The sequence below is a fragment of the Chitinophaga fulva genome, from assembly GCF_012927205.1.
Lineage (GTDB): Bacteria > Bacteroidota > Bacteroidia > Chitinophagales > Chitinophagaceae > Chitinophaga > Chitinophaga fulva.
On sequence record NZ_JABBGC010000002.1, the window covers coordinates 126323 to 152900 of the forward strand.

The window sequence follows — 26578 nt, forward strand, 5'->3', positions numbered from 1 at the left end:
TGATAAAAAAATAGCGTTAGCTGATCTTTAGCTAAACAATTTTTATCTATGGAAAGGAAAAATTTTCTCAGATCACTGGCTGTTACAGCCATCTCTGCCCCTGTATTGCTGGAAGCCTGTAAGAAGGATAACACAGATCCTAAAGCGGCGGAAGCTGCCGGCGCTCAGACAGAAGCTGCCTGCCGCCTCACTGACCCCGACATGGACGGGCCGTATCCACTGTACAATAGCCGCGGTTCCGCTATCAACCGGGTAAATATCACTGACAACAAACCCGGTGTGCCATTGAATATCGACATCAAAGTGCAAAGCGTTAGCAGGGGATGTGCGCCGGTGACCAATGCGCGGGTGGACATCTGGCAGTGTGATAAAGACGGCTATTATTCCGGTTATGTCAACAACGGTTACCTGGGCGTACAAAACAATATCGGCCGTCTTTTCGGCAGAGGATTGCAATATACCAACGCCAGTGGCCTGGTGCATTTCCTGTCTATTTACCCCGGATGGTACCCCGGCCGTTGCGCCCACCTGCATGCACAGATATTCATCGGTACTACGCTGTACCTGACCACGCAGATCGCTTTCCCGGATGCGGTCAACGCTGCCGTGTATGCCTCACCGTTGTATGCGGCACACGGACAGAACCCCACTACCAACTACCTCGACACCATCATCAACGACTCACTGGCTACTGAACTGGCTACCGTAACACCTGCTTCCGGCGGGGGATATAACCTGTATCACACGATCAACATCAGATAATTTTTTCAACCAATTTCTTACCAGTCGATTTAATTTCTTTTTATGAAGATGCAGCCAGCGCAGATCATCCTGTCTTTCAGACAGATCATAGATGCAGCTTCCACCGGGGATTTGGAGAAGAAGATATTCGAAGATTCCTATGTGGAATTCCTCATGCAGTCGCAGGCATACAATCCTGATAAACAGTTCCGGACCTTCACCGAGCTAAAAGCCCATCATCCGAAATCCAATTCGTTGCATTATAAAGTAGGCTTTGCCGTGGGGTTGTATTTACAGGAACTGGGCAACAGGATTCCGGGGGTGACGGATTGCCTCGGCAGCAAAGAACTGCCCTTTGAACTGTATCATCTGGAGCTGATCGAGTCTGACACCGAAGATCGTAACCAGCACCGTGTTGCGGTGAATTACATCACACCGCCATTTACGTTGCTGCATATCATCGGCGACCGGCTGTTGCTGGTGGCTCCCGAACAGACCGGTCAGCCAGATACTTATGATACGTTCATGGTGGCCCTGCAGCCACAGCTGGCCATTACCAGCTACAAACCGCTGTCGCAGCCGCAGGATGTGCATCATATGGCACAGGTACTTTAAACAAAACAGGGTTGGGCAAGTTGTAAGCCAGCCGGCTTACAACTTGCCCTCTTTGGCTGTTCTGAACAGGTACCACAGTTTTATCTTCAATGCCAGCCAGCCCAGGACGGCATATACCACCAATAAGATACCCAAATGCCGTATATAGGGGAACGTTAGTTCCACCGACCCTTTCTGTATCAACAGAATTTTGAATGCCTGTAAGAACGGCGTCAGCGGAATGATATTCGCCATAAACTGCACAAATGCCGGCATGGCGCTGAGCGGCCAGGTAAAGCCGCTGATGATAAATGCCGGCGAAGCAATCACCATCAGTACCTGCGTGGCTTTTAAGGCGTCCGGTATCAGGATGCTGACAAATACGCCCATGAACGATACCGAACCTACAAAGAATGCTGTCAGCCATATGAAGCTGAGAATACCTTCGGGCAACGGCACATTAAAGAACATATGCATCCCGTAATAGATGGAAACGATGAGAATGGAGAACGTCCAGATAGGGATCACCTTGATCAGCATGATCGGGAAAGCCCAGCGCCGCATGCCGGCATATTCCGTCACAAATGAGCCCCGCTGAAACTCCGCGGCAAAGCTGATCGCCATGGCGAGCAGTATCACCTGTTGCAATACGACCGCCAGCATGGCGGGCCACATAAATATGAGGTAGTTGCTGGTCGTGTTGAAAAGCGTGATGTAGTTGGTCTTAAACGGCTCATACTGCGTGGCAGCCCTGACGGCGGGCATCCCCATCTTCTGTAATCCTTTGATGGAAACACCGGCAGAGAAAGTGCCGATGGTCAGCTGTAACGCTTTAGACGCGAAGTTGGCAGTCAACACATTACTGGTATTCACATACACATTTACTTCCGGGTATTTTTTCTGCAGGATATCGGCCTCAAACCGTGCCGGGACCATCACTACGGCCGCCGCTTCTCTTTTAATCACTTCATCATTTACATTGGACGGCTCCTGTAAATACTTCAGCGTTTTAATACTTTTATTGTCGCCCAGCATTTCCACCAGCTGTGCGGACAGCGGGGTATTATCTTTGTCAATAACGATCACGGGTATATTTTCCACCTTTCCGGCCTTATATACAAAGCCGATCAGGGTGGCATACAACACCGGCGCCAGGAAAAACACCGAGCGCAGGGTGGAATTGCCAAGGAACAGCTTAAACTCCCGTTTCAACAATCGGAAAAATTCTTTCATGCCTGATTATTTCAGTATAACACTTGCGTTTACCAGTATGTCTTTAGTCTTGCCCGCATCTTTAGGCTGTACTTTGATCTCATAGATCGCGTCCTGCGGCTGATAGTCGGGGAAGGCAGTGGTAATGTCCGCGTAGCGGGTCAGCTGTTTGATATAAGCGATGTTGCCATCCAGTTCCTCGTTGTTGTACAGCACTTTCATTTTTACGTCCTGTCCTTTTTTATACGCGGAGATTTTACTTTCCGGCACGGTGAAGCGGAACCAGGTGCTTCCCGGGATATAGCCGTTGAACAGTGCAAAGCCGGCAGTGGCCAGCTCTCCGGGGTTCAGGCTGATCGTCTCTATGTCCATGTCGTTGGTGGCGATGACATAACGCTCGGAGTAGGCCACATTGGCTTCCTGTAAAGCGCCTTTGGCCTGTGAGGCCTGACCGGCGGCCATGTTCACTTTTTCCACGCGGGTGCCTCTCTTCACATCGTCCAGCTCTGCGATCACAGCATCGTACTGCGCTTTGGCGCCCTGGTATTTTGCATATATTTCATCGTAGGATTGTGGGGACATCAGGCTGTCATTGAACATATTGGTGGCCCTTTCATATGATTTCCGGGCAAATTCATATTGTTCCTTTAAGCCTTTGTATTTCGCCTGCAACTGTTTCAACTGATCGGCCGTAGCACCGTTGCGTGCCATTTGTTCCTGTGCGGTGGCGGCATTCACCGCCCCCTGCGCCTGTGCTATTTTGGCGGAAACCTCTGGTACGTCCAGCAAGGCGAGGGTATCTCCCTTCCTGACGGTCTGTCCTTCTTTTACATAGATGTTCAGGATTCTGCCGGTAACCTTCGGCGCAAAAGACACCACATCTTTTTTGGCTTTGCCCTCGAAACGCTCGCTGTTGGTCTTTTTGGAAGAACAGCTCGCCAGTGCCAGTGAACAGATCAATAATATGGGTGTAGTTATTTTCATCTTACAGTAATTAGTTTGAGTAATGGTGATGGCTTAATACAACTTGGTGATGTCCAGTTCCTGGGTGGACCGCATCACTTCAACGGCTGCACGGCGCTGATTGAAGATGGCGTTCTGATAATCCAGTTCCGCTGCTTCAAGGTCGTTTTCTGCTTCTATCAGTTGGGTCGACTTGGACATACCATACCTGAATTCTTTCTCCGCCTGCACCAGTGCGTTGTTGGCCATCTCTTTCTCTTTTTTCTTCAGGGCTATCTGTGAATTGGCGATGTTGTAATTGGATTGATTGTTGGCCTGGTTCAGGGTCAGCTTGCGCATCGCATCATACTTCTGATTTTGCAGCAGCTCTCTGTCGATGCGGGCTGTTTCGATGGCATGTTTGCCTTCTCTGCCGTCGAAAATCTCCCATTTAAAGCCGACGCCGGCTGTCAGCATCGGGAAGATATTGAGGTTGGTGGGCTTCCAGTCCAGCTTGCGGCCAGGATAGCCGATGGCCGGAATAGGAGGGATGATATTGTCAGACGACTTGACCCTCGCGCCATACAGTCCTATATAATAGGAAGCTGCCATCAGCTGTACTTTGGGTATCCACCAGGTTTGTTCTGCTTTTATTTTAAAGCCGGATGCGTTGATGCCGTGGTCCAGTGCACGTATCTCGGCCCGTTGATCGATTGTTTTCTGTGGTGCGGGAAGGGCTACCGGCACCAATACCGGTTCAATCAGCCGCAGTCTTTCCTTATCGATGCCTGTCAGCACTTCGAGCTGCGTGAGCAGCAGTTCTTTTTTCCCTTCATATTCGGCCATTTTAGAGTCGAGGGTGGCCTGTGCCAGCTCTATCTTTTTATGGTCGTAAGGGGTGATCAGTCCATATCCCAGCGCTTTGTCGGCTGTTTTACGGTTGGCGTCCAGTCTTCGTTTAGCCTCGTCCAGTACCTTTTTGGATTGGTGCACCAGGGCCAGCTGGTCATACGCCCGGGAGATGACTGCCGCCACTTCATCGGATGTTTTTTCCAGCAGGATATTTTCTGACTGCCGCTTTTCTTCCAGTGCTTTGTTGAGCTGCCGTACCTTACCGCCGGAATACAGCAGCATTTTGGCGTCAGCTTTGGCCAGCCCTGAGAAACCAGATACATTGATATTGTTATTGTACTTGCCTTCGGGGATGTTGAGGAACGGTTGCAGGTTCAGCTCCGGAGAAATAACACGGGCGGTGGCATTCAGGTAACTGGCCATACCGCTGACTTCCAGGGTCGGTAGGTAAACATCTTTCAGCTTATGCTGGTCCAGTACAGTGAGTTTGTTTCTAGTCTGTTGGGCTTTGAGGTCTGCATCCCGAACCATGGCACTGTCAAGCAGCTCTTTAAAGCCGGGGGCCGTTTGTGCATTGGCGTAGTGGTAAAATAATAGCGAAAGTAGTAGGAATGACAGCTTGCTTTTCATTGATAAACACGTTTTTAATCTACAGATGGTTGCAACATAGTTTATTACTCTGAATTAACACATAAAATAAACCAATGTTTAATTTTTTCTTTTATATATATAAAATCATCAGCGTTCTTTGAAACTTTTGTATTGGGTTTGGGCAGAAACGTTCATCCGTATGCAGCGTTTTTCAGATCATGTGTAGAAGGAGCAGGCGTCTTTGTTGGGAATATAGTACCATTCGATGGTAAATTTGACTTTGTTTTTCACTTTTAAGAGTTTGATATTTATGCGTTTGATTTATGAGGATATTTAGGCATGTATTTTTTGGTTATATACGCTTATCCCGTTTTACTGGAAAAGGTGAAATGAGTTTATTGACGGACTTTTGTTTTTTTAATTCCCGGTTTGTAGCCGGAAAATATGTATGATCATGATATACAGGACTGGAATAATGTTCGCCCTGGTGTGTTGGTTATTGTGTACAGTGAGGGCTTCTGCACAGTCATCCTTTTTGCGGGAAGGAAATGGAGATGTAACTCTTTTTGATGCGAACTGGCGTTTTGCCCGGTTTGGTACCCAGGCCGATGGTACGGTGAAGGCTGAGACGACAGGAATGGAACAATCCGGATTTGCCGATGGGGGATGGGAGCAGCTGGATCTGCCACATGACTGGGCCATTGCAGGGCCTTTTAGAATTGAATTGAGCGGGAATACGGGCAAACTGCCCTGGAAAGGTATTGGTTGGTATCGGAAGCAGTTTGAGATACCGGAACAGGACAAGGATAAAAAGATCTTCCTGGATTTTGATGGCGCCATGGCTTATGCCAAAGTGTGGGTAAATGGTCATTACGTGGGAACATGGCCGTATGGCTATAATTCTTTTCGGATGGATATTACCCCTTATCTGCAGTTCGGCCAAAAGAATGTCGTAGCGGTAAGACTTGATACCGATAGCTGGGATTCCAGGTGGTATCCGGGGGCGGGATTGTACCGGCACGTATGGCTGGTGAAGACGGCGCCTGTTCATACGGCGCATTGGGGTACCTGTATTACTGCCAGTAATATTTCTGAGAACAAAGCCAGTGTGAAACTGGATGTGAGGGTGGAGAACCAGGGAAACGTGCCGGTAAAGGCTTTTGTAAATACCGTTATCTATACTTCGCCGGATGGTAAAAAGATAGGCAGGAAGGTAGCGGCTACCAGCGAGCAGTCATTTGAACTTTCTCCTGGCAGCTTCCGGAATGCCAGTGCGGAACTGACGTTAGATCATCCCGTACTTTGGTCGCTGGAACACCCCGGCCTTTACATCGCACAAACAACGGTGCATACGCCGGAGGGCCGGAAAGATAGCTATAACACTGTTTTTGGTATCCGCAAACTGGAGTTTACCCCTCGGGATGGATTCCGCCTGAATGGTAAGCGGGTCGACATAAAAGGCGTGTGTCTGCACAGCGATATGGGCGCCATCGGTACGGCGATCAATATCACCGCATTGCGTCGTCAGCTCACCATTATGAAGAACATGGGCTGTAATGCTATCCGTACTTCTCATAATCCCCCTGCACCTGAGCTGCTGGAGCTGGCGGACCAGATGGGATTACTGGTATGGGACGAGTCGTTTGATGCCTGGAAGCATGGTAAGCGCAAGAATGATTATAATAAGTTGTTTCCGGAATGGCATGAGAAAGACCTGGTTGCCATGGTACACAGAGATCGTAATCATCCCGCCGTTATAATGTGGTCTATCGGCAATGAGGTAATGGACCAGCAGGATGTTGCCATCACGAAAGAGCTGACAGATATTGTGCACCGGGAAGATCCTACCAGGCCCGTTTCCAATGCGTATAATGATCCGGATGGCGGAAGAAACAGTGGCGCGGCGATGGCATTGGATGTGATGGGGGTAAACTATTTCTTCTCCCAGCAGTCGAAGTGGGACCAGGACGAGCGGTATAAGAATAAACCTACTATGGGCAGTGAAACCTCTTCCTGTGTAAGTTCCCGGGGGGAATATTTTTTTGGGGAAAATTACCACAATTACCAGGTGACTTCCTATGATGTGGCATGGCCAGGATGGGGCTGTTCTCCGGATGAACAGTTCCGTATTAATGCAAAACATCCACACCTGTTGGGAGAGTTTGTATGGACCGGATTTGATTACCTGGGAGAACCTACACCTTTTAATTCCGATGAAACGAACCTGCTCAATTTCAGAACGGATACTGCAAAAAGACGGGAACTGGAAAAAGCGCTGGAAGAAATAAGGAGAAAGAATCCACCATCCAGGAGCAGCTATTTTGGTATTGTAGATTTGTGCGGATTCCCCAAAGACCGGTTTTATAACTATCAGGCGCATTGGCGGCCGGAATACCCGATGGCGCATATTATGCCGCACTGGAACTGGCCTGGAAGAATAGACTCCCTGGTTCCTGTCCACGTATATACTTCCGGTGATAAAGCAGAACTGTTTTTAAACGGGAAAAGCCTGGGTATGAAAGCGAAGCGGCCTGGTATTGATTTCCGCCTGGTATGGGACAGCGTGATCTATCAGCCCGGAGAATTAAAAGTGGTGGCTTATAAAAACGGAAAGTACTGGGCTACAGATGTGGTGAAAACTGCGGGGGAGGCCAGTGCTTTGTTACTTAAGCCGGAATCAGAAACCGTATCAGGAGATGGCATCTCCCTGTGTTATATTACCCTGCTGGTGGTGGATAAAAATAAGGTGATGGTGCCAGGTGCCCATCCCTTGGTGAAATTTTCCATGGAAGGCCCGGGAGAAATTGTAGCTACTGATAATGGAGATGCTACCTCGCTCGTGTCTTTTAAGAGCACGGAGCGTTTGGCATACAATGGCATGGCACAGGTGATCATCCGCGCAAAGAAAGGCGCTACCGGTGTTATAAAAGTGTCAGCAGCAAGTGAGGGAAACTTAAAAATGGCGACACAAAAGATCAACATCCACTAATGTTATACCTTTTTAAAGAATTGGTTTAGTCATACTAACAGGTATAAGTCCTGCGCTTTTCGCGCAGAAAATAATTGATATATGAAAATAAGTATCTGTAAATATTTAGGTGGTTTACTATGGATGATGGTCGCCTTGCCTGCCAGCGCGGGAGCGACACACCCGGATGAATTATGGTATACCAAACCAGCATTGAAATGGGACGCAGAGGCGTTGCCCATTGGCAACGGCAGAATGGGGGCCATGTTGTATGGCGGGGTTAAAAATGACAGGATACAGTTTAACGAACAAAGTTTGTGGAGTGGGGACAACAATTGGGACGGCGCCTATGAAACAGGGGACCATGGATTTGGTGCATATCGCAACTTTGGTGAGTTCTCCGTCCAGTTTGATCACGCTGACGCGGCTACTGGTTATCAGCGCGCGTTGAATATCCGGACCGGGGTACACACTACTTTTTTTGATATAGATGGTGTGCATTATAAAAGGGAGGCATTTGCCAGTCATCCCGATCAGTCCATCGTGTTCAGGTATACTGCTGATAAGAAAGGGGGATTGTCCGGTAAAATATGCATGCAATCGGCACAGGGAGCAGTGAGTGTTGCCGGTGCAAACGGATTGAGCTTTGTGGGTGAAATGCCCAATCACCTGAAGTATGCCGCTAAACTGCAGGTGACTCATGAAGGTGGAAAGGTTTCGGTAGAAGGCAATAACTGGGTATTTCAGGATTGCAATACCATTGTTATTTACCTGGATGCCCGTACCAATTACAAGCCTGATTACGCATCCGGCTGGCGGGGCGCCGATCCGATGCCCCGGATACTGCAGGAGTTGGCGGCTGCGCAAAAAACAAGCTATCAAACATTAATCAGCCGTCATATAAAAGACCTTACACATCTTACCGGTGCTGCTACGGTTGATATAGGGAGTACTACGGCAGATTTGCTGGCATTGCCCATTGACGTCCGTTTAACAAAATACGCCGCCGGAGGGGTTGATCCGGACCTGGAAGAAACCATGTTTCAGTATGGCAGGTATTTATTGGCCAGTTGTTCCCGCGCAGGGGGCCTGCCGGCAAATTTGCAGGGTTTGTGGAACGACAGTAATTCACCGGCATGGGCCAGTGATTATCATAACAACATCAATATCCAGATGAATTACTGGGCGGTAGAATCCACCAATTTATCCGACTGCCACGTGCCATTGATTGATTTTATTACCGCTTTCCGTGAGCCATGCCGCGTGGCCACTAAAAAAGCATTCGGACAGCATGTACGTGGCTGGACGGCCCGCACCAGCCAGAATATTTTTGGTGGAAATGGATGGGAATGGAATATCCCGGCCAGCGCATGGTATGCCCAGCATGTGTTTGAGCATTGGGCTTTTACCATGGACAACAACTATTTACGAAATACCGGTTATCCCATCCTGAAAGAGGTGTGTCAGTTTTGGGAAGACCGGCTGAAGAAAATGCCGGATGGAACGCTGATGATTCCCAATGGCTGGTCGCCGGAGCATGGTCCCCGTGAAGATGGTGTGATGCATGATCAGCAATTGGTGTGGGACCTTTTTCAAAATTACCTGGAAGCTGCAAAGGCACTGCGTATTGACCCTGACTACCAGGTGAAGGTAGCAGATATGCAGGCACATCTGGCGCCTAATAAAACCGGGAAATGGGGGCAGTTACAGGAATGGCAGGAAGACCGGGATGATCCGGACGATCAGCACAGGCACACGTCGCACCTGTTCGCGGTATATCCTGGCCGTCAGATCAGCATGGTAAAGACCCCTGAGCTGGCAAAAGCTGCCATTATTTCGCTGCGTAGCCGGAGTGGGAACTATGGAAAAAATATCAATACGCCTTTTACGGTGGAATCAACTGTGGGAGATAGCCGCCGCTCCTGGACATGGCCCTGGCGTTGTGCGCTCTGGGCACGTTTACGGGAAGGGGAAAAAGCGGGCATGATGGTGCGCGGATTGCTCACTTATAACACTTTGCCTAACCTCTTTGCCAGTCATCCGCCGTTTCAGCTGGACGGCAATTTTGGTATCAGCGGTGCGGTGGCGGAAATGCTGTTACAAAGCCATGCCGGAGAAATTCATTTGCTGCCAGGTATACCTGCCGGCTGGGCAGCTAAAGGATCTTTTAAGGGCCTGAAAGCCCGGGGAGGATTTACGGTAGATTGCACCTGGGAAAACGGACGCGTTACAAAATACCGGATAAGTGCTGCGAAACCAACAAAAGTATGGGTGCGTGTGAACGATAAGAAAACACAGGTCCTGACGGAAAAGGAATAGTCATTTTGATTTGAAATAGCTGAAAAAGCCTTGTAGGACCACGTTCTGCAAGGCTTTTTTCGTTAGTTGCCCGTATCCCGGTCTTCCTCCGGCTGATATATAATACGTTTGGCTACAACAAAAGTAGATTTGGCTTCGTAAGACCGGTACCGGTATAGGAACTTTGTGACAGCAAAAAAACATACAACATGAACATCATTGTAACAGGTTCCCTGGGAAACATCAGCAAGCCATTGACACAACAATTAGTGGAGAAAGGTCATACCGTGACCGTTATCAGCAGCAGCCCCGACAAGCAGGCTGCCATTGAAGCGCTCGGCGCTACGGCGGCCATAGGCTCCCTCGCCGATGCGGCATTTCTGGAAAAGACTTTTACCGGCGCCGACGCCGTGTATTGTATGACCCCGCCCAACTACACCACGCAGGAGACACCGGTGGAGTACTACAGCCGGATTGCAGCTAACTACGCACAGGCCCTTGGTAAAGCTGGCGTGAAACGGGTGGTGTACCTGAGTAGCTATGGCGCACACCTGGACCGCGGCACCGGTATGATCCTCGGCTCCCACTATGCGGAAAAAATACTGAATGCAGTACCGGAACTGACGGTGACGCATATACGGCCGACCAGCTTCTATTATAATTTATACAACTTCGCCGGCATGATCCGGGAGCTGGGCTTCATTGCCGCCAACTACGGGGGAGAGGATAAGGTGCTCTGGGTATCTCCGTCGGATATCGCAGACGTAGTAGCGGAGGAGATTGTCCGCACCAGCAACGCGCCGAAGGTACGTTACCTCACCAGTGATGAACGCACCTGCAATGAGGTGGCGGCCATATTGGGAAAAGCCATTGGTAAGCCGGACCTGGCATGGCAAGTGGTTCCGGGCACGGTAGTACGGGGCCAACTGGATACGCACGGCGTGCCCGCAGCCACAGCGGCCGCACTGGTGGAGCTGTATGATAGTCTCCACTCCGGCATACTGGGGGAAGACTACTACCAAAATCCGCCCGCTACCAGCGGAAAGGTAAAGGTGGAAGACTTTGCCAGGGAGTTTGCGGCGGTATTCGCAAAAAGTAACTAATTTAAACCCATGGCAGGCACTCAACCTTATCAGCTCAAAACCATCAGCGCATTGCATCAGCTGCGGCGCCTACCCAGCCCGGAGCATCCGCTGATCAGCGTCATCAACTTCGAGGACCTTAAAAGAGGGGAGCCCGATGAACCGAAATTCCTGGTGCAGGAGTTTTATGCTATAGCTTTGAAACGGAACTTCGCCGGGAAAATGAAATATGGTCAGCAGCAATATGATTTTGATGAAGGCACTATGTTCTTTATGGCGCCGGGTCAGGTGTTTTCCATTCAAACGAATGAGGAATATAAACATACGGGATGGCTCTTACTGGTCCATCCCGATTTTCTCTGGAATACCCCGCTGGCCAAAAAGATCCGGCAGTACGAATATTTCAGCTATGCCGTGCATGAGGCGCTACACCTGTCCGAAAAAGAGGAGACGACCATCGCTTCTATCATGCAAAACATCGCGCAGGAATACCATGGCAACATGGACCAGTTCAGTCATGACGTCATGATTGCCCAGCTGGAGCTGTTGTTCACCTATTCGGAACGGTTCTACCACCGCCAGTTTCTGACACGAAAAATAACGAACCACCAGGTGCTGGATAGGATGGAATCCTTGCTGGATACCTATTTCAACAGTGGAGACCTGCTGCGAAAGGGATTACCTACGGTGCAGTACATCGCTGATCAGCTCAACATGTCCCCCAATTATCTCAGCGGGTTGCTGAAAGTGCTGACCGGTAAAAGCACCCAGCTGCATATCCACGACAAACTCATGGAAAAGGCGAAAGAGAAGTTGTCCACCACCAGCTTGTCGGTGAGTGAAATTGCCTATGAGCTGGGCTTTGAGCATCCGCAGTCGTTCAGTAAACTGTTTAAAACCAAGACGAACCTTTCTCCGCAGGCCTTCCGGCAATCATTTAACTGATAAATTTTATAGCGGGGCATAGTGCAACCGATGTCAGCAGAATCTGGCATTAAATTAGCATGGATGGTAGTATAAACCGTATTTTTATGAAGAAGCTTGCTGTGATGGCCCTCCTGTTGGCCGCTGGCATGTACTATGCACCAACAACACAAGCCCAGGTCCGTGTTAATGTCAACTTAAACGTAGGCAGCCAGCCGCTTTGGGGCCCCGTTGGTTACGACTACGCTGAATACTACTACCTGCCTGATGTTGATGCCTACTATTACATTCCCCGCCGTCAGTTTATTTATTTCGACCGTGATGAAGGTGATTGGGTGTTTGCGCCCGCATTGCCCCGTTATTATCACTATGACCTGTACCGCGGGTATAAAGTGGTGATCAACGATCCGAGGCCGTATCTGAATGCCGGCTACTATCGGGACCGCTATGGCAGGTACCGCGGTTGCTACGGTCGCCAGGACATTATCCGTGATTGCCACGATGACCGGTACCGTCGCTACCGTGATCGTGACGATGACGATGATGATGATCAGGGAAGAGGCCACTGGCGCGGACGTGGCCGTGGACATGGACATCACGGGGATGATGACTGAGATATTTAAAACGGGTTGCAGAGAAATCTGCAACCCTTTTTGTTACGACAATTTAAGGAGGTGATTGCCGCTGGTCCCATAAATCACCACGGGATACCTGAAAAGAAATATATTGTAGCATGAACAACAGAACAAGTTGGGTGGACAATCTGCGTTCATTCGTTACCGTATTAGTGGTGGCACATCATTCTTCACTGGCCTATACCACGTTTGCCTGGTTTGATAAAACTGCCTATATCCGCTCCACTCACCCGGTGGTGGATGCAGCCCGGAGCAGGGGGCTTGATATCTTTGAGGATTTTAACGACGTGTTTTTTATGTCGCTGATGTTCCTGATCAGCGGCATCTTTGTGTTTCGCAGCCTGCAAAACAAAGGCACAGGTAAATTTATACGCGACCGCTTTTACCGCTTGTTTGTTCCTTTTCTTATCGGTGTTACCGTATTGATGTTGCTGGCGTATTATCCTCCTTATTATATCGCACATGGCAAGCATGATGTTCTTGCTTATGTAGCTGATTTTTTTACGGTAGAAGCATGGCCGGTAGGACCGCCATGGTTCATCTGGGTGCTGTTTGTATTTAACCTGATCGTGGCCGCCCTGTTTCCGCTCCTGCAACAAGTAGTGGAGCGTTGGAGCCAATGGCTCGCCGGTCGGCAGCAACAGCCGGGAAAACTCCTGCTGTACTGGTTTCTCTTTAGCTGGATATTGTATGTCCCCATGGTATTATTGATTGACGCCGGGAAATGGACAGGCATCGGGCCGTTTGATTTCCAGGTAAGCCGGGTGCTGCTTTATTTCGGTTACTTTTTCCTCGGGATGCTGATCGGGGTCCGTGGTCTTGGTCGCAGTATTTTCGCCGACGGTTCAGCGTTTGTGCGTTACTGGTGGTGCTGGGCATTGGCCGCCCTGGGCGTATATGCGTTCCTGAAAGGCAGCGAAGCGCCACTGACAGCCATGATGGCCCGGCAGGAGCTGAGCCTGATGCAGGCCACGCTGATATACCGCTCCGTCTGGATACTGTCCTGTACGCTGAGCGGTGTCGCTTTCCTGACGATTTTTAAAAGCCTGATGAACCGTAGCAGCGCCTGGTGGCAGTCCCTTTCCGCCAATGCCTATGGCATCTATCTGGTGCATTATATTTTTGTTTTATGGTGCCAGTATCTGCTGCTGGACGTACCGCTGACGGCATGGCCCAAGTTCCTCATCACTTTTGTGTTCAGCTGGCTGCTGAGCTGGGGTGTGACGGCCATCGCCAGAAAAAACAGCATCATCGGTAAATATTTGTAGAACCCCCGGCTGGTTTTGGTTGTTATCCTGAAGAAATATCAGGAACAATCATGCAGCATTCACCTTTGTCATCCGGCCAATGGCCGGTTATCGATTATAACAGCTGGAAAGACACCCTTGCCACCGTGCACCTGTGGACACAGATAGTGGGCAAAATACGCCTGCGCCAGATGCCGTGGCTCAACCATTCCTGGCATGTTACATTATATGTCAATCCCTATGGACTCAGCACCGGCAGCATGCCGTATCGGCATGGGATCTTCCAGATCGATTTTGATTTTGTGCATCATCAGGTGGTGATCACCACCAGCAAGGGGGAGAAAGAGGCGCTGGGCCTGAGGCCGCGTACCGTGGCAGATTTTTACGCCTCCCTGTTTGACAAGTTGCAGTCGCTGAATATTGATGTGACGATCTATCCCGTTCCCAGCGAAATGCCTGATGCTATTCCCTTTACAAAAGATCAGCTGCACCAGTCATACGACCAGCACCAGATGGAGCATTTCTGGCAGGCGCTGGTGCGTATGCATAATGTATTTACCCGTTTCCGCGCAGGCTTCACCGGCAAATGCAGCCCCGTGCATTTCTTCTGGGGGGCTTTTGATCTGGCTGTGACCCGCTTCTCCGGTCGGGATGCACCGGTGCACCAGGGAGAAATGCCGAATATGCCGGCTGTTGTGATGCAGGAAGCCTATTCCAAAGAAGTCAGCTCCTGCGGCTTCTGGCCAGGCAACGATCAGTTTCCGCAAGCATTCTTTTATTCCTATGCCTATCCGGTTGCGCCTGAATTTGCGACACAGCCGGTACAACCGGCAACAGCCTTTTACAGTCCGGAAATGGGTGAATTCTTATTGCCTTATGCGGCTGTGCAGCAGTCAGATGACCCCGAAGGCACCCTGATGGCTTTTTTACAGTCTACTTATGAAGCGGCAGCCAATACCAGTCACTGGGACCGTAAAGCGCTGGAATGTGATCATTCTGATCTGGAGGAGGCTTATGGGTGTTATAAGACGAGGTGATGTATTTAATCGGGGCAGGTAAAAAAACATTGATGTTGCTTCAAGTCTGACACCACTTTGCACCAGGATAGATAAAGGATAGGTAAAGGATACTAAAACGAGAACAAAACAATGCCCCTGCAAAACACTGTTAGTCAATTAGATATACGCATGTAAAAATGAATAATGTGATCCGGTATTGATAGTATTTTCACTCATCAATAAATATATCAGTTGCCAATTTGAGGGTAAGGAAGTTTGTGAATAATTCACAGGAGAAAATTTTTTGTGTATAGATACTACTCCAATTTCAGATGGGTGTCTTATATAGATGCCCAATAATAAATTATGTGTCAGAAAAACAAACGCAATATTGTTAGAAACTGCTTTGGTAGCTTTTTGACAGTTAATTTATTAAATAGAAAATAGGTGTCCATCGGGGTTTTTACAGGTGCCAATTGTTACCCGTCGGACATTTATCCGGTAATGAAATCCCTCAACCCCATTTTTTAATCTCTAACCTTCAAATTCAACCCTCGTTTTTATGCGATTAGTGCTAAACGTTAGCGGAAGCAAAAACATCATCTATTTTCATCAACACCAGGTTTTCTTAACCGGCGCCCTGCATAAATGGATCGGGAGGAGAAATGAAATCCATGGAAAGTTAAGCCTGTACAGCTTTTCCTGGCTTCAAAATGTAGACATTGTATCCAATGGAATCAGAACAAGAGATGATTCCTATTTCTTTATCGCCGCCTATGATACCACCCTGGCAAAGAGAATCGTCCAGGGAGTTCAGGATGATCCGACCATTTGTTTTGGGATTGAAGTGCGGGGCATTGCCATCATGGAAACACCGGTATTTCAGAGCAGACAAGAGTTTTATCCTGCCAGTCCGGTGTTTGTAAAGAAGTACCTGGAGCCGCGAAAAGACAAACACCTGCTGTTTAATGATCCTGAAGCGGGTGAACATATGACCACTGTGCTGAAGCGAAAACTCCGCCAGGCGGGTCTTTCCGACGAAGGTGTGACAGTCTCCTTTAACACAGCATACCCCAATGCCAAAGCTAAAATGATCACCTATAAAACGGTTAACAATAAGGCCAGTATGTGTCCTGTGGTGGTGGAAGGCACTCCGGAGCAAGTCGCATTTGCCTGGGAGGTGGGTGTGGGTAACTGCACGGGTATTGGTTTTGGGGCATTGAAATAAGAATAGTATGCAATATTATGTCGTTAAATACAGTGGCCCCTTTGGGTTTATAAAGCCATGGACGGCCGTGAGAGATAGTGAAACATTTAGCCAGCAGTTCCTTACACCTTCTATCGTAGAGGGGATGGAAAAGAAATTGTTTCCTGAGTTACTGGAAGAAACAAACGGAGGGACGGTGATTTGCCGGCACCGGCTGAATTACTGTGGTGTAGACATCCAGCTGGAGAGGACCTGGTCTAAAGGTGGTTTTAAATACACGAAGGAAAAAGGCATTTATAAGTCCAACCAGAGCACGATCAAAAGAGGGGTACTGCTGATGCCGCATCTATACCTGGCTTTTGATGAACGGACATATGCGGAAAGGGCATCTCAGCAAACCATCTGCCTTTGCCGCAATGAGGACCTGCTTTTCCCGGATGAGGTGAAAGAAATGCAGGAAGCCGAATTCAACGGTATCAACGGTTTTGAACTGGAGCCAGCGGATGCTGATACCGGCTTCAAGGTTGGGCACAATCGTTTTGCGGAAGGACGCTCCATGTATGGAAGATTGGTAATCACCGGATATCCTATACGAAATGAAGGATAAGGTTCATTGGCGGAAAATACAGGCCAAGAGCAAGGAGTACGGAGATGTGAAGCTATATCTGCATCTGAAGCATGTTACGTGGGCACTGGATGTCATGTGCCGGCAATTTCAACATCAGTTCTGTCATAAACTCGCCCGCAAAGGTGGTGTCTTGCATGATTTGGGCAAAGCGCATCCTCACTTCCGGCGTAAACTGCAAAAGAAGAGATCTCTCACAGCGGTCGAAGAAGTGGATTGGGGATATACCCATCGGCATGAGTTGTCATCACTGGCTTTCCTGCCGGCCTTCCCGCGTGAAGAATGGGATGTGCTGATCGACATGGTGGTGGCGCATCACCGTTCAGTTGTTTATGACCCGCGACGCCAGGGGATTCTGGACCTCGACAATAACGACAGGCACTGGATACCCCAGCATTTGCATGATTGGGAAGAATGGCGGGAGTATGGCCGAAGTATCCTGCGGTATTTTAAATATGATTGCCCGGTGATCTCCCGGGGAGAAGCGGAAGCAGCCCTGCATTACGTGGTAGAGTATTGTGCACGAAAGCCAGTTGGATGGTCTCGTTGGCGAGGCCTGTTGAAAGCGGCAGACCATTTCGCCTCTGCCTATACTTTCAATACGCAGCGGCGCCTGGACCGGCTGTTTAAAAAGCCGGACCAGACCCTGGTAAACTCCCGGCAGGGAAACGACCTGTATCCCTTGTCTAAGCAGCCGGTGGACGATCGAAGGCCTCATACCATCGTATCATACCCTACCAGCAGCGGGAAAACGGAGTTTTTGATCCGGCGTTGTGTGGGCAGGATTTTCTATATGCTGCCTTACCAGGCTTCCTGCAACGCGATGCAGGAACGGTTGGAGGAGCTGCTGCAAACTGTCGTCGATCTTCAGCATGGTACATCCGAATTGATAATAGATAAAAAAAAGGAACAAGAGAAGGAAGAAAGGCTGGCGCCCTCCCTGGCAGGAGCGGCGGTAAAAGTAATGACACCGCACCAGGTGGCTGCGATCGTGTTTGGAATTGCCGGCTTTGAAAGCATGATGCTGGATTTGGAAGGATGTGATGTTATCCTCGACGAAATTCACACCTACGAAGAGTTCTCGCAGGCAATGGTCCTGGAAATTGTCAAAACGTTGGTGCGACTGAATTGTCGTATTCATATCGGCACGGCTACCATGCCACGATGCCTTTATGATGCCATACTGGAAATCTTAGGCGGGACTGAAAATGTGTATGAGGTGGTGGCGCCGGCGGAGGTACTGGACAGCTACAACCGTCACACTATTCACCGTTTACAGGATGACCGGACCGTTCCGGGTATCTTACAAAAAGCGATCGATGATGGAGAGAAATGCCTGTTGGTTTTTAATACAGTCGACGCAGCGCAGAAGGCTTATGAAATATATGAGCAAATCTTCAAAGACATCCCTGTGTTGTTAATACACAGGCAGTTCAGCTGGATGTTCAGGCATAAAGCAGAACAAAAGCTGGAAAAACTTGACAAAGCAGAAGGTCCTTGCATTGTCATCGCTACACAGGTGGTGGAAGTTAGTCTGGATATCAGTTTTGACCTATTGGTCACGGCGTGCGCTCCGTTGGAATGCCTGATACAGCGGATGGGCAGGATACATCGCAGAAGGAGTGTGGATAGCGGCAAGATTCGGAAGCCGGTCTATGTGTTGGCGCCTGCCGGCGATTGCAGGCCTTACGATAAGGAAACAGTGGAAAAGAGCTACCAGCTTTTACCCGATGGTGACCTGGAGGAACGTGATCTTCAGTGTAAACTGGATACTTTATATCCTTCGCTGCATCTCCGGGAAATAGATGACCACCTGATTTTCCGTAATGGCCGCTATGTTATCCGTGAACTGACAGATACCCGCAACCCCATATTGTCTATGATGATGATCGACAGTCTTACCTGTATTCTGAAAGAAGATGAGCTTCGCTACAAAAAAGCGGGCTGGAAACAACGGCGCAAGATGGAGATCCCCATCAGCCGGTGGCTTGTTAAAACCAATAAGTTAGCGTCAACCCAATTGGAGGTGGGCTCCAAACCCTTTGTGGTAATGCAGTCAAAGGCATCCCATGCAAAAAAAGGACTGATGTTAAATGACGAAAAACCGTAATAGTGTATGTATACAAGTTATATCGGTAAAAAGTTCCTCGCGTATTATAACCGGTGTGAAAAGAAAAATTTTACAGCAGCAGCATTCTTTGAGGATAAGTTTTTTAAGATCTTTTTTAAAGACGAAGGTCACCTCATGCATGTGGCGAACTCTCCGTTCCACTACGCACCGGAAAAGGGCGCAGCTGCTTCACATGGAAGCAAATCAAAAGCCCAGTTGGTAACGCTTAAAGAAAGGATCCAGGAGCACAGGGTGTATATGGGCACCTATGTGGGCGGACCTGCGGAAGATATGGATGCCACCACATCAGGACAACTGACCGGCATGAGTAATAACATCGATAAGGAAGATATGTATGCATCCTGGATTGGTGCAGCATTAGGCATAGGGGTGAAAGGCGGTTATGTGATACTCATCGATGATGAAGAAGTACTGTGGTTGTTATATAAAGGCTGGGAGCACTACCGGAGCTACCTGGAACAAAGAGATGGACTAAAAAATAAACAGATAGAAACCTGGAATGGAAACTGGCTGTGCCATGGACCGGAATTCCTCAAGACCCGCCGCCGGCTGCCGTTTGAACCGGAAAAGGTGATGGGGAAATGGAGTATTCCAACGCAGCCATGGGCACAAATAACCTTTGAGTTGGCAAAGCGGTTTCATCATTTGGACTCGCTGATGATGTATGCTTATAATCTTTCGCAAACGAATACTACCCTCGGTTTTATCGCGCTGGTGCCGTCGGAGGTAAACAGGCTGTTTGAATGGCGGGAGGAAATTTTCTTTGGTGAAGATACGCTTCTGAAAGCGTCTCAGATTGAAAAGCTTGAAACATACTATGATTTCAGAGCTGCCTGCAAACTGGGCGTTATTGGCCTGAAAGCACTGGAACCAAAGGCGCTCCGCATGTATATGCCCAAGCCTTTTGGCGGCGGGAAGGAATTCGTTTACTCAAAAGACACTGCATTTTATTTTTATACATTCAAAATTTGGTTGATTGCCATGTTAAACAAAGACGAATTATTGACGCTGGCCGATGAAGTAGCCGCAGCACTGATAGAGTTTGGCAGAAGTGATAAAAAAGGAAGGACCATTAAAGTACAGCTGAGCAAGGAAATCAGGGAATCCAGGGGTCTGACACAGTTTGTCGATAAACTGACAGAATTGCTGGATGACGTGCCTGCTGTACGGGATACGCTCCGGAAGGTGGTGGAGAAAGCGATCATTATGCCTTCCGACCATTTCCCATTGTTCCTTAGCCTTATCCGTTTTCAGTTTTCTTACCGATCCTCCGAAAATTAAAATTATATGGATACACCATTTATCTACCTGAGGGGGCTCAGACATGTGTCCCATACTGTTTTTGCTGTCAACGACGGACAGAAATTCTACTTCGATCCTCAGACAGGCAAGCGCATGGCTTATTCCAGCGGTCAACAAATAAAACGCGCCATCCTGGAAGGGCTTAATATGCCTTTTGCCGCCATTACTTTTAACTGGGAAGTGGATAAAAAGGAAAATAAAGCAAACCAGAAAGAACCGCATTCACCCTGCGATCCCACCTATGCAGATCAATTGCTGGGAGGGTACATGAAGGCAGGGGCCAATATCATGGCCGTGAAACGCAGAAGTCCGCTATCTATTTCACCGATGCGGCCATTGCATCCGCTGTTGGGCGGTATCGCCAGCCCCACGGAGAATATCTCCTTTGACCGTACCTCCCATACCGGCAATCACAAAGTGAAGGTACACTGGACATCCGGTAAAGAAAGAGGCCCGGAACTCAGCGACGAAGAACTGAAAGAATGGCTTACTTCCAATACCCGCACATTGCCTAACAGGGCTTTCATACAGGACCAGACCCGTGCATCCGGACTTTTCGTATATGATATGGCGATAGATCTCCGTACGCTGTTTTGTGTTTCTACCAATAAGTTTGAACCGGAACTGTATCCCGAAATAGAAGCCAAACTTCGGGATGAAGGCTGGAAAGAAGGAAAAAATGTCTTCGGTAATTGTCTCATTTGCCCGAAAGACAAGCGCGAAGAGATTATCCCGGCGCTGGCCAAGGCTATTGTTAATTGGCGGATCACCACCAATCAGTCCCGCACTTTTGATCCGATGGGTATTATAGCCATCGCCATCAGTGACAACGCCAATCAAATTACCTACGCTATCCGTGGGGATCTTCGTGTAGATACCGAAAGACCGCAGGCGAGTCCTGTCATTGACTTAAGTGCCAAAGCGGATTTTTTTGTGACACCTACGGCGAAGAGTTATGTGCCTGGCGCGCTGGGAAGTGCTGACGCGCTGGAGAAAGCGGAGGAGAAGTTGGTGAAGCTGATGTCTGCTTATAAGTATGATTGATGGTTAATTTTAATAAGTCGTCGATCTCCGGGGTAAATCATACTATTGGAGGTCGACGACTGTTTGTTGGTGGAAACGAGTTGCTTGGATTGGGAAATGTTTACTGGTAGCGGATGAAGGATTTTGTGGTGGAGGGTTTAAATTGTACTATAAAGAATTGAAAGGCTTTAGCTTCTTTCTTGCAGCTCATCTGAGTAATGAGTTTAAATTGTACTATAAAGAATTGAAAGTGGGTACCTTCTTCATAATGGGATCGTTCTTCCAGTTTTAATTGATCTATATGGAATTGAAAGACATATTTTTTATCTCCACATCCATGTCCCAAATGGCTTTAATCGTACCACGCAGAATTGCAACACATCTTCGTCACGCCCAAACAGCTGTGCAACCAGGATTTTAATCAAACCACCCGCAATTGGATTAAGGCCCGGTAATGTATCCAAATCGATACATCACCGGGCACATTTTTAATGAGATATTACCTGGAGCCACATGTTAACCGTAGGCATGTCTCCCCATGGTTTGGGAGGCGTGTTAATGCTTACACCACCTTTTGCTGTTAGATTCCATGAAAAAGAAGTGCCGGCGACTACAGTTTCACCTTGTATGTCACCGCTGAATGAATTACCTGTCCAATAAGAAGAGGTGGAGGTCATCTTGCCAAAGCCAGAATATGAATATGTTGGTTCCGACTTCTGGGTGATAGCAGAGCTGGGTATCCATTCATCTTCAACAGAGCTGGGCTGCCATTGACATGTAAAGTTAATGTTAGCCCTGGACGTTAACGATGATGTCAGGCCCCAACTGGTTGAGGCGCTTGGCGAAGAGGAAAAGTGTTGGACCAGGTCGGTCCTGGCCTGGTCGTTGCGGCTACCTTTGGGAGCTGCTACTTTCATAGCTGGCACCGTATCCGTGAAAACCTCTCCGGTCCTTACAAAGGCAAATGCTTCATAGGCCTCTTTGTAAGTTTTAAATGATGATGTGCTTTTGACGGTTGAAGAAGAGGATGGTATCTCCTTCAGATGAATTAATTTTTCAAGTTGGGATTTGTAGTACTGCTCAGAGCCTGTCTGGTCTTGCGTGTCTTTCTTACAAGAGGCGAAAAGGAACGTTGCACTCGCGACAAATAACAGGATTTTCTTACTGTTTGTCATCATAGGGGATTTAATTGATTTGGGTTAAGAAATAATATAGGTTCTTCCCTAAGATAACGTAGTCTTTTTTCTCCTTTATGTTTAGATAGACTTTTTTATGATGTATTTCTGAAAGTTAATACTGTACTGTGTTTTATGGTATGTGTATTAATTGCGTGTATTCGTTGAAGTTACCAAGGTTCTTTAGGTATCTGATTATTCTCCGTTGTACACAGAAGATACCACCTCCTCCCAGCCGTTCATCTCCTCCAATGCACCCCATGTCAACTGCCTATCCTGCCGCAACCGTGCCTGACAGAACATCTCAGCCATCGTAGAAGAAGAAGTCTGTATCAGCTCAATCGCCTGTATCGCTAAAGCTATTTTCTCCACAATGATCCTTGCTTTGCGCTCATAATCCGCTGGGTGGGAAAGCAATTGCTGCAGCCCTTCCAGATGCCGTGTGAGCAGCGGGTGTAAACGCGCGCCTTGTTGAAAATAATGCATCAGCGCCTCCATGCTGTGTGGTTCTTTATGCATGGCACGCAGCACGTCCAGTGCCTGGATATTCCCGGAGCCTTCCCAGATGGCATTGACCGGCACATCGCGGTAGAGGCGGGGCAGGATGGAGGTCTCCACGTAGCCATTACCACCGAGGCATTCCACAATTTCACCCATGGCGAGTACGGCGCGTTTGGTATTCCAGAACTTGCCCACCGCGGTAGCGATACGGGTGAAGTGCAACGCTGCCTCGTCTGTCTTAGCGTCATCGAAACCTTTGGCGAGGCGCATGGCGAAGGTGGTAGCTGCCGCTGATTCAAGCGCCAGGTCGGTGAGCACATTCTGCATCAACGGGTGACTGAGCAACGATTTGCCGAAAGTATGGCGGTGCTTGCAATGATGTATCGCTTCGGCAAGAGCGCGCTGCAACGTGGCGGCGGAACCGACGGCGCAGTCCAGCCGGGTGTGGCGTACCATCTCCATGATATTGGCGATGCCCCGGCCTTCTTCGCCGATAATACGGGCCCAGGCGCCGTGGAACTCCACTTCGCCGGAGGCATTGGAACGGTTGCCGAGTTTATCTTTTAGCCGTTGGAACCGCAGCTGGTTTTTGGTACCGTCGGGCGTGAAGCGCGGCACGAGGAAACAGCTGAGGCCCTTAGGCGCCTGGGCGAGTACCAGGAAGGCGTCGCTCATAGGAGCACTGCAAAACCATTTACGGCCGGTGATGCGGTAAATGCCATTATCTACCGATTGCGCTATGGTGATGTTGGCACGGACATCGCTGCCGCCTTGCGGCTCTGTCATGGCCATGCCGAAGGTGACGCCATTTTTTTGGGTGTAGGGAATGTGGCGCTCGTCGTACCGGGTGGAGAGCACCAGCGGCAGCCATTCACGGGCGATATCAGGAGATATTTGCAACGAAGGAACAACGGCAAATGTCATGGTCAACGGGCAGCTGCTGCCTTCATCTATCTGTTGTTTCAGGTAAGAGAGCACGCTGTGGGCGACGTAGCCGCCTTTTTCCCGCGTGGTCCATGCAATGGAATGAACCTGATGCCGGATGGCGGCAGTCATCATCTGGTGATAGGCGGGGTGGTAGGTCACGGTATCAAGGCGGTTGCCGAAACGGTCATGCGTATGCAGCACCGGTAAATAAGTATTGGCGAGGGTACCGGCCTCCTGGAATTCGTGGCTGCCCATCAGCTGCCCCAGTTCGGTGGCCAGGGGCGCTGCCCAGCCGCCGCCATAGGCCTGCAGCGTGTGTTGCAGCACAGGATGGGTGGTGAAGGTGTTGTAGTGCTCCAGCACAGGGACCTGATTGCCTACGTGCTCAAAATCGAAACCGGGACCAGACATAAACAACGGATTTGATGTACCTTAAATTTAAGATATTTACCTTTAAGATGAATTAACCATCTGGCCTATACGAATATGGATGTTGCAGGGTTGTTGACTGACATCATTCCGCCCGTTTTTGTTCTTCCTGAGTTGCCGTCGTTTTGGACTGCGATTTCCCTTTCCCAAAGCGGTAGGTGAAGTTTACCTGTATGGCCCTGGTGAAAAAAGAGAGCTGCCGGTATTGACGCAAACGGTCATAATGATACCGTGCCGCCTCGTCTTCACTTTGAAGGATATTGGAGAGCCGTACCGCTATACTCCCTGCCTGACGAAAAAGCTGTTGACGGATACCGGCATGTACGAGATAATAGCCGCTGTTAATGGTGGTAGCATCCTGTTGCCCGGACACGATCCGTATCTGGCATTCTGCCTGTAGCTGGTGGGTAATCCGGAACTGCTGGTTGCAGCTGAGGTCAAGGGAAATAGTACTGCCAGCCTGGGAGAAATCGCTGGTAAACTGCCTGCTGTAAATGGTCATTTCCCCGTCGGTGGTCCACCACGGCGCCCATTCTTTTGTAAAGCTGATATCAATATTCCAGGCACTGGCGCCTGCGATGTTTGCAGGGGTACGCAAAACAGTCTTTTGGTCTGTATCCAGCGTGGGAAGCGTTGTGATGTATTTTTGATATAAATCATAACCAATCGTAATAAAAACTGCCTGGCGCCAACTGTAGGTAAGGGCATTGTTAAACGCTGTCTGGGGTTGCAATTGCGGATTACCCATAAAATAGAGAAAGGGCGATAACGGATAGCGGAAAGGATTTAGCTGTGCATAGGAGGGACGGTCTATCCGTCGGTTACATTTGAATTGCAACGAATGGCGCTCATTAAATGTATATGCTGCCAGCAGCGATGGAAATAGTTGGAGATAACTATAGGTGGTCTGCTGTATGTTGCTATGGGTTTGCTCTGCTCTCAGGCCAGCCTGCAGCCTTAGCGCCCCTTGGCTCCGGCTGTATGCCAGGTATCCCGCCAGTATGTTCTCCTTATTCCGGATGATATCGTGTCCGTTGTCATGTCCGTTGTCGTTGCGGATATCCACGTTACTGTATTTAAAGCCGGCAGAGAGGTAGCTATGTGGCCCCTGAGGCAAAATATAGTCTGCTTTCAACGCACAGAATTGCAGCCGTCTTTCCTGTGTAAGCCGGACTGTATCCGGTTCCGTGTTACGAAGGGCACTGCTGAGGTAATGTGCAAAATCAGCATCTACTGTCAATTGCCGGCCACTGCTGTCAGGTCGTAGCTGCCAGTGTAAGCTGCTCAGGTTATTGGACTGCTGGTTATCAGTGGTATTGATGACGGTCTGGCTGTCGGTGGCTGTCCGTAGCAGGGAATAGACCTGGCTGTTTCCGCGCTGCCGGCTGGTCATCACTGACAGCGTGAAGGTAGACCGGGGCGATACGTAGAAGTCAGCCATCAGCGTTGGCGTAAGACTGGTGCTGCGTCTGCTGGCACGATTCAGGGTATGCTGGGTGTTTTGTAATGTTTCATCGGGATACAATACGTTAGTGGTAATATCACTGATGTAAAAATCGGTGTTGCGCTGTGCTCCCAAATCAAAAGAAAGATTACAGTACCTGGCACGGTAGCCGAGGTTGATGCCGGTGTTATACCGGGGATACCATGCCTGCCCATGTCCGGCACGGAAACTGCCACTAAAGCCCTCCCGGCGGTTGGTTTTACGGATGATATTGATGATGCCCCCATTGCCGGCTGCATCGTAAGCAGCGCCCGGATGCGAGATAATTTCTATTTTTCGTAGCGTGGCGGCCGGCATGCTGCGAAGCAATTCCTGTAAGTCGGCTGATGACAGCGCTACACTTTTACCATCTATCATCACAACTGCCCCGGTACGTCCCTGGATAGAGAGCTGACCGTCACGGCTTATCTGTACGCCCGGCAGTTTTTCCAATACTTCCAGCGTACTGGCGCCTTCGCTGCTGATGGTATTTTCTATCTGTATGACGGTTTTGTCCGGTCTGTGCTCAATTTGTGGTAACCTGGCTTCAATGGTCACCGCTTTCAGTAGCCGCGTTCGGGTGGTGTCCTGTGCGTCTGCCATCAAGGCATTTAACAATCCTGCGATACAAAGGAGTAATCTCATGAGGAGTTCGTTTACCACTAAATTCGGATGAAGATGAGCATCTGAG

Annotated in this window: 20 protein-coding genes; 14 read left to right on the forward strand and 6 right to left on the reverse strand. The window is 49.1% G+C overall.

What is annotated here, in order from left to right; all coding sequences use genetic code 11:
- Nucleotides 1–48 precede the first annotated feature (48 nt).
- Together HHL17_RS17240 and HHL17_RS17245 are read left to right on the forward strand one after the other, a co-directional pair.
- Complete coding sequence (locus HHL17_RS17240; RefSeq protein WP_169226083.1) at nucleotides 49–762, forward strand: dioxygenase family protein; 714 nt, start codon at nucleotides 49–51, stop codon at nucleotides 760–762.
- 42 nt (nucleotides 763–804) lie between these two features.
- The gene (locus HHL17_RS17245) at nucleotides 805–1356 is read left to right on the forward strand and encodes a hypothetical protein (protein ID WP_169226084.1); all 552 of its coding nucleotides are present in this window, start codon (nucleotides 805–807) and stop codon (nucleotides 1354–1356) included.
- Nucleotides 1357–1392: 36 nt separating this feature from the next.
- On the opposite strand, the gene HHL17_RS17250 is transcribed toward HHL17_RS17245, so the two are convergent.
- Genes HHL17_RS17250 through HHL17_RS17260 form a run of 3 tightly spaced genes read right to left on the reverse strand, consistent with a single transcriptional unit; the run spans nucleotide 1393 to nucleotide 4971 of the window.
- A complete protein-coding gene (locus tag HHL17_RS17250; protein ID WP_169226085.1) occupies nucleotides 1393–2568 on the reverse strand; it encodes an ABC transporter permease in 1176 nt (391 codons plus the stop codon).
- A 6-nt stretch (nucleotides 2569–2574) separates the two neighbouring features.
- Nucleotides 2575–3531 carry an HlyD family secretion protein gene (locus HHL17_RS17255; RefSeq protein WP_169226086.1) on the reverse strand — a complete coding sequence of 319 codons (957 nt, stop codon included), beginning with the start codon at nucleotides 3529–3531 and terminating at the stop codon, nucleotides 2575–2577.
- Nucleotides 3532–3564: 33 nt separating this feature from the next.
- Nucleotides 3565–4971: a TolC family protein gene (locus HHL17_RS17260; protein WP_169226087.1), complete on the reverse strand. Its 1407-nt coding sequence runs from the start codon at nucleotides 4969–4971 to the stop codon at nucleotides 3565–3567.
- Between the two features lie 415 nt (nucleotides 4972–5386).
- Between HHL17_RS17260 and galB the strand changes: the two genes are divergently transcribed.
- The 12 genes from galB (at nucleotide 5387) to HHL17_RS17320 (ending at nucleotide 21393) form a co-directional block, all read left to right on the forward strand.
- The gene (gene galB / locus HHL17_RS17265; protein WP_240975889.1) at nucleotides 5387–7921 is read left to right on the forward strand and encodes a beta-galactosidase GalB; all 2535 of its coding nucleotides are present in this window, start codon (nucleotides 5387–5389) and stop codon (nucleotides 7919–7921) included.
- A gap of 81 nt (nucleotides 7922–8002) precedes the next feature.
- Nucleotides 8003–10219, forward strand: coding sequence for a glycoside hydrolase family 95 protein (locus tag HHL17_RS17270; RefSeq protein ID WP_240975897.1), 2217 nt, complete (start codon nucleotides 8003–8005; stop codon nucleotides 10217–10219).
- Nucleotides 10220–10407: 188 nt separating this feature from the next.
- On the forward strand, nucleotides 10408–11301 hold the full coding sequence (locus HHL17_RS17275) for an NmrA family NAD(P)-binding protein (RefSeq protein WP_169226089.1): 894 nt from the start codon (nucleotides 10408–10410) through the stop codon (nucleotides 11299–11301).
- Between the two features lie 9 nt (nucleotides 11302–11310).
- On the forward strand, nucleotides 11311–12225 hold the full coding sequence (locus HHL17_RS17280; protein ID WP_169226090.1) for a helix-turn-helix domain-containing protein: 915 nt from the start codon (nucleotides 11311–11313) through the stop codon (nucleotides 12223–12225).
- 86 nt (nucleotides 12226–12311) lie between these two features.
- A complete protein-coding gene (locus tag HHL17_RS17285) occupies nucleotides 12312–12818 on the forward strand; it encodes a hypothetical protein (RefSeq protein WP_169226091.1) in 507 nt (168 codons plus the stop codon).
- A gap of 119 nt (nucleotides 12819–12937) precedes the next feature.
- Nucleotides 12938–14107 carry an acyltransferase family protein gene (locus HHL17_RS17290; protein WP_169226092.1) on the forward strand — a complete coding sequence of 390 codons (1170 nt, stop codon included), beginning with the start codon at nucleotides 12938–12940 and terminating at the stop codon, nucleotides 14105–14107.
- A gap of 50 nt (nucleotides 14108–14157) precedes the next feature.
- A complete protein-coding gene (locus tag HHL17_RS17295; RefSeq protein ID WP_169226093.1) occupies nucleotides 14158–15123 on the forward strand; it encodes a DUF5996 family protein in 966 nt (321 codons plus the stop codon).
- A gap of 523 nt (nucleotides 15124–15646) precedes the next feature.
- Nucleotides 15647–16312 (forward strand): CRISPR-associated endoribonuclease Cas6, encoded by a 666-nt coding sequence (cas6, locus tag HHL17_RS17300; RefSeq protein ID WP_169226094.1) that lies wholly within the window; start codon nucleotides 15647–15649, stop codon nucleotides 16310–16312.
- Nucleotides 16313–16319: 7 nt separating this feature from the next.
- Nucleotides 16320–16898, forward strand: a complete 579-nt coding sequence (locus tag HHL17_RS17305) for a hypothetical protein (protein ID WP_169226095.1) — start codon at nucleotides 16320–16322, stop codon at nucleotides 16896–16898.
- Nucleotides 16888–19026, forward strand: a complete 2139-nt coding sequence (gene cas3, locus HHL17_RS17310; RefSeq protein ID WP_169226096.1) for a CRISPR-associated helicase Cas3' — start codon at nucleotides 16888–16890, stop codon at nucleotides 19024–19026. The genes HHL17_RS17305 and cas3 overlap by 11 nt, the downstream gene beginning before the upstream one ends.
- 6 nt (nucleotides 19027–19032) lie before the next feature.
- On the forward strand, nucleotides 19033–20328 hold the full coding sequence (locus HHL17_RS17315; protein ID WP_169226097.1) for a hypothetical protein: 1296 nt from the start codon (nucleotides 19033–19035) through the stop codon (nucleotides 20326–20328).
- Nucleotides 20329–20334: 6 nt separating this feature from the next.
- On the forward strand, nucleotides 20335–21393 hold the full coding sequence (locus HHL17_RS17320; RefSeq protein WP_169226098.1) for a CRISPR-associated protein Cas7: 1059 nt from the start codon (nucleotides 20335–20337) through the stop codon (nucleotides 21391–21393).
- Between the two features lie 467 nt (nucleotides 21394–21860).
- Here the strand turns inward: HHL17_RS17320 and HHL17_RS17325 are convergent, their stop codons facing one another.
- The 3 genes from HHL17_RS17325 to HHL17_RS17335 form a co-directional block, all read right to left on the reverse strand.
- A complete protein-coding gene (locus HHL17_RS17325) occupies nucleotides 21861–22550 on the reverse strand; it encodes a hypothetical protein (RefSeq protein ID WP_169226099.1) in 690 nt (229 codons plus the stop codon).
- Between the two features lie 192 nt (nucleotides 22551–22742).
- A complete protein-coding gene (locus tag HHL17_RS17330; protein WP_169226100.1) occupies nucleotides 22743–24386 on the reverse strand; it encodes an acyl-CoA dehydrogenase family protein in 1644 nt (547 codons plus the stop codon).
- A gap of 103 nt (nucleotides 24387–24489) precedes the next feature.
- Nucleotides 24490–26532, reverse strand: a complete 2043-nt coding sequence (locus tag HHL17_RS17335) for an outer membrane beta-barrel protein (protein WP_169226101.1) — start codon at nucleotides 26530–26532, stop codon at nucleotides 24490–24492.
- Nucleotides 26533–26578 lie beyond the last annotated feature (46 nt).